Raw genomic sequence first — 5,605 nt, forward strand, 5'->3', positions numbered from 1 at the left:
GGCTTGAAGGATACACCTGTTCCCATGCCGAACACAGAAGTTAAGCTTCAACGCGCCAAAAGTAGTTGGGGGATCGCTCCCTGCGAGGATAGGACGTTGCCACGCAAACGTAAAACGCAGACTGTTATGCAGCCTGCGTTTTTTTGTGCTTTAAAAGCAAACGTTGTTTGGTATAATCGTTATTAGAACATATGTACGAAAGGAGGGTGACATAATGGATCAACGAGCATTGAAAAAACTAGTCTATCATAAATATGGTTTAAACTTTCAAACCGATGCTAATCATCCAAAAGATCTGCAATTGTTAATGATTGAAAAAACACCATTTGCAATTTTATCCAATAGTCGTTCACTGCTCGATGTTAAGTGTCCAAAATTTGCCTCGCTGATTCGGAACCTTCCTGCGTTTCACTCTCCCCAGTTGGTACCAAATGACCTAGAGTGGGTAGAAACCAGCTTGCAACAAATTAACGATCATGATTTAGAAAATGTATTAGATTATGCTTTTAAAGCGACAGCAAATGGGAACCATAATTTCGTAGCACAACAATTAATATATCTTCCCGGAGATGACACTGAGACTAATTACCATGCGCAAAAGATTCCTAATAATCGCAAACAACAGCAATTAAAGAACCGCCATGTTCCGGAGCCTCTACAAAAAATGATGGAGAGTTATGATTACACGATTCTACCGGTAGATGAACAAGAAGTTAATTTCTATCGACAAGGACAAATGGTAGCTGATTATGAAGATCACTACGATCAGATTTATGAATTGAAGCGTTATTACCCAGATTACCATGCCATGAATGTCCATCAATTACGAACATATTTTACTTGGCGAACTCAGCTTCGTCATGGCGATTTTACCGTTAGCAGTACTTCATATGCTTATGTATATATTTATGAATTACTAAATAACATCGGAGTAAAAAATCCCACGGAGGGTTATGACAAATTATTGGAATTTAGTCAACGTTATGCTGATAATTATGGTCAACGAATGCAGGACTATATTCACCAGTGGTTACAAGATTATGTTCTTTATTATGGCTTAGACCGTCAACGCGCTAATCAAGCATTTGCTGATAAATTAGAAACTGATCGTGATTACCATATCCTGCTGCACCCGGGTGACTATTCCGAAGAAAAAATAACAAAGGTATTTATTAACCATTGTTCATATTTGGAAAAATGTCGTTTATACAAGAAGGCACCAGAAGAGTGGTCTAAGGTAGTCAAAGCAGTTTGGCAGCGGTTGATGGATGAGCAACCACAAATGTTTAACCAAATGGTTGCCACAAAGGCATTTAGTACTAAATACTTTTTCGCAGGGGCTGTATTTTCGTTTCATCAGTTACCAAAGGCTCATGAATACCCAATTGATTCAGAAAGGCAGTATCAGTTTAAAGATCGTAAATACTACTGTAAAGTGTGGTACCCACTAAAGGACCAATCGAAAAGACTGAATACATTTTTCCACGAATTAGATCGGGTAGCCCGTGAGGAGTTCCATCTTGGTCATCCATTAAGGCCCCGTGCGATTGATGAACAAGTTCTGGAAATAATTAAAATGGGTCTCCAAGATTATCAACGAGAACGTGAAGAAGCCAAACGAGTTAAAATCAAAATTAATATGGGTGATTTAGATCAGATTCGAGCCGACGCTTCCGTCACGCGGGATAGTTTATTGACCGATGAGGAAAAAGAAGAAGACATCGAAACTTCTGCACCACAACCTAATGTAGAGTCGACAACATCAGATAAAAGTGATCATCATGATGAGCCATTACAACAGGATGATGACAACGAGGACGAACCTGCATTGGATTCAGATCAGCGCTTCTTGATAACAGCATTACTGAATGACCAACCTTATGAAGATTACTGCAAACAGCATCACATAATGGTTTCGATCCTAGTAGATGCAATTAACGACCAGCTGTTTGATTGGATTGGTGATTCTGTAATCGAATTTGACGATCAAGATCAACCACAAATTGTGGATGATTATCGACCTGATATACAAGAATTATTGAAGGAGGATAAATAATGCCAGAGAAAAAGCGCCGCGTTCCCAAACGGATTGCGCAAACCATCTTAAATTCTCTAAAAGGTGGGGTTGTACCACGAATCGGACTACCATATATCACTGTGGGCCGAAAAGCAGAAATAGAAGCTTTATTGCATGACGTAGATGTTGTTGCTGAAGGTGGGGCCGCCTTTCATTTTATCGTTGGTCGGTACGGTTCCGGGAAGAGTTTTCTCTTACAAACGATGCGTAACTATGTTATGGATAAAAACTTTGTAGTGGTTGATGGCGACCTTTCACCTGAGAGAAGGTTGCAAGGAACCAAGGGACAAGGACTTGCAACATATCGGGAGCTTATTCAAAACTTGGCTACCAAAACCCGTCCGGAAGGTGGGGCGTTGACCTTGATTTTGGATCGGTGGATCAATACTGTTCAGACTCAAGTAGCAAGCGAAACAGGGCTGTCAAATGATGATCCGCAGTTTGCAAAAGCCGTTGATCAGAAAATTTATGCGGTGATTTCGTCACTGAGTGAATTGGTCCATGGGTTTGATTTTTCCAAACTTTTGAACATGTATTATCACGCTTATTTAAACGATGATGATGAAACCAAGGCCAAAGTGATTAAGTGGTTCCGTGGTGAATATACGCATAAGACCGAAGCCAAGCAGGAGCTAGGCGTCAATATCATTATTTCTGACAGTGATTGGTACGAATACCTGAAACTCTTTGCTAGCTTTTTCCGTCAGGCTGGTTATGCTGGTTTGATTATCATGATTGATGAGTTAGTTAATATTTATAAAATCCCGAACAGCATTAGTCGTCAGTATAACTATGAAAAAATTCTGACAATGTACAACGATACTTTACAAGGGAAGGCTAAGTATCTGGGGATCTTAATGGGTGGGACACCCCAAGCAATTGAAGATCGACGCCGAGGTGTATATAGTTATGAAGCGTTACGTTCTCGGTTGGCTGAAGGCAAGTTTTCACAAGCGGGAGCACGTGATATGTATGCACCAGTTATTAAATTAGATCCGTTAACCGCTGAAGAAATGCTAGTGTTGACCGAAAAGTTGGCCGATATGCACGCGGGATTGTATGGTTATCAAAAGACAATTACGGATGATGACTTAGCCAAGTTTATTAAGATTGAATATGCCCGGATCGGTGCAGATATCAATATTACGCCTCGGGAGGTCATTCGAGACTTTATCGAAATGCTGGACATCGTTTGGCAAAACCCAGGAACTACCATTGAAGACCTGCTAAATTCGGATCAGTTCTCTTATACTGAACAGACAGCGGTTAGTGATAAAAAGACTAAGGATTACACTGAATTTATGTTATAAGAAGGGAGGACAGCACGATGGACGTTTTTTCACACTATGCGCCATTTATTCAGGATTATATTTACCAGCAAGGATGGCAAAATTTACGTCCAATTCAAGTGGCTGCCGCCGAAGAAATTTTTGGTACTGACCACAATGTGTTGCTTTCTGCATCAACAGCTGCTGGAAAGACTGAGGCTGCCTTTTTCCCAATTCTGACAGAATTAAGTGAGCACCCATCATCATCGATTGGTTGTTTATATATTGCCCCGTTGAAGGCCTTAATTAATGATCAGTATCGGCGATTAACAGACCTTTGCGAAGATCAGGATATTCCCATTTGGCGTTGGCATGGGGATGTTGCACAATCGCAAAAAAGACGGATGCTTAAAAATCCACGTGGGGTTCTCCAAATTACTCCAGAATCTCTTGAATCATTTATGATTAATAAACATATGGACATTCCTAACCTGTTCCATGATTTACGCTATATTGTCATTGACGAACTGCATTCTTTCTTGCGGAGTGATCGTGGGGGACAAACCTTTTGTTTGATTGAACGGTTATCGAAGTTAGCAGGCGTTGATCCCAGAAGAATTGGTCTTTCGGCCACCATTGGTAATACAAAAGCAGCGAGTGAGTTTTTAGGTGCAGGCAGTTCTCATACTACAGTGGCTCCAAAGGTTCAAAATACTCGTCAAGTATGGCGGTTATCAATGGAACATTTCTATAAGATGGGTCCCCAGGCGGCTAAGGATCAAGATGAAAATAACCAGTTGATCGGTCCTAAGACAGACCAAGCGCCTGAATTAGCCGATCCAGGAATTGGGTACATTTTTGAACATACTCGTGGTAAAAAATGTTTGGTCTTTACTAACAGTCGGGAAGAGTGTGAGGCGGTTTGCCAAGCGCTCCGTGAGTATTGTGCTTATAAGCATGAGCCAGACCGCTTTTTAATTCACCATGGGAATTTATCTCCAGCACTGCGTCAAACTGCTGAAGACGCAATGAAGGACGAAGATTCGTACATGACCACCTGTGCGACAGCAACGTTGGAATTAGGAATTGATGTAGGAAAATTAGAGAGTGCTTTTCAGATTGATGCTCCCTTTACTGTCTCCGGTTTTTTGCAACGGATGGGACGAACAGGGCGACGGGGAAACCCGCCAGAAATGCACTTTGTAATGCGTGAAGAACATCCAGAGTCGCGTGCAATGCTTCCGGATTTAATCCCATGGCCCCTTCTGCAGGGAATTGCACTCGTGCAATTGTATCTCGAAGAACGATGGGTTGAACCACCGGAGCCAAACCGGCTGCCATATAGTTTGTTGTATCATCAAACAATGAGTACGCTTGCTTCCAGTGGCGAAATGACGCCAGCAGAACTGGCTTCACGGGTATTACCATTAACTTATTTTCATAACGTCAGTCAAGAAGATTACAAGGTGCTACTTCGCCATTTGATTAAGTCCAATCAAATCCAGCAGACAGAGAATGGTGGATTGATTGTGGGTTTAGCCGGAGAACGAGTTGTTAATAATTTTAAATTTTATGCAGTCTTCCAAGAAAACGTTGAATTTAGTGTTCATGCTGGATCGGAAGAGTTAGGGACCATCGTGAAGCCGCCTCCGGTTGGTGATAAGATTGCAATTGCTGGTCGAGTTTGGGTGGTAGAAGATGTGGATCGAAAACGTCATCAGGTATACTGTCATGAAGTTAAGGGTCGGATTCCAGCTTACTTTGGGGATGTCCCTGGTGATATTCAGCCAAAGATTTTGGAACGGATGCGACAGGTACTGAATGAAAATACTATGTATCCATACCTGATGAATAATGCTCAAGCACGGTTAACTCAAGCCAGAGACACATGCAATATCGCTGGAATCCCTCAAAAACAGTTGATTAATTTAGGCGGTAATATGTGGTGCTTGTTACCATGGACTGGGAGCTATGCATTTTTAGCACTAGAAAGGTTGTTAAGAATTAAGTGTGCAAAACGGTTGAATTTACGTGGTTTCAATTCTTCACGTCCATATTTTATGGAATTTGCAATGGACGCTTCAGCCGACGAATTTTTCCAAATTTTACGGGAAGAAGCAACTAAGGACTTTGATCCAATGGATTTAGTATATGGCAGATTGTAAAATATAAGTTGAACATTTAAGTGGACAAGAAAACCCATAAAGGTCTTTAATGGTGTTACCACAACATTCCATTAGAAAGAAGGACCTTTATGGGC

General features: G+C 41.3%; 2 protein-coding genes, 1 rRNA gene and 1 pseudogene. All 4 read left to right on the forward strand.

Annotated features, from left to right (window positions below; all coding sequences use genetic code 11):
- A 5S ribosomal RNA gene (rrf, locus tag H5975_RS07135) occupies positions 1-105 on the forward strand; the annotation flags it as partial.
- Between the two features lie 109 nt (positions 106-214).
- Positions 215-2,056: a TerB N-terminal domain-containing protein gene (locus H5975_RS07140; RefSeq protein WP_204785467.1), complete on the forward strand. Its 1,842-nt coding sequence runs from the start codon at positions 215-217 to the stop codon at positions 2,054-2,056.
- A complete protein-coding gene (locus H5975_RS07145; RefSeq protein WP_204785468.1) occupies positions 2,056-3,387 on the forward strand; it encodes an ATP-binding protein in 1,332 nt (443 codons plus the stop codon). Before H5975_RS07140 ends, H5975_RS07145 begins: the two co-directional genes overlap by 1 nt.
- 17 nt (positions 3,388-3,404) lie before the next feature.
- Positions 3,405-5,498, forward strand: a pseudogene (locus tag H5975_RS07150) (DEAD/DEAH box helicase); the annotation flags it as partial.
- Positions 5,499-5,605 lie beyond the last annotated feature (107 nt).

It is taken from the genome of Limosilactobacillus coleohominis (assembly GCF_016901675.1).
Classification (GTDB): domain Bacteria; phylum Bacillota; class Bacilli; order Lactobacillales; family Lactobacillaceae; genus Limosilactobacillus; species Limosilactobacillus intestinavium.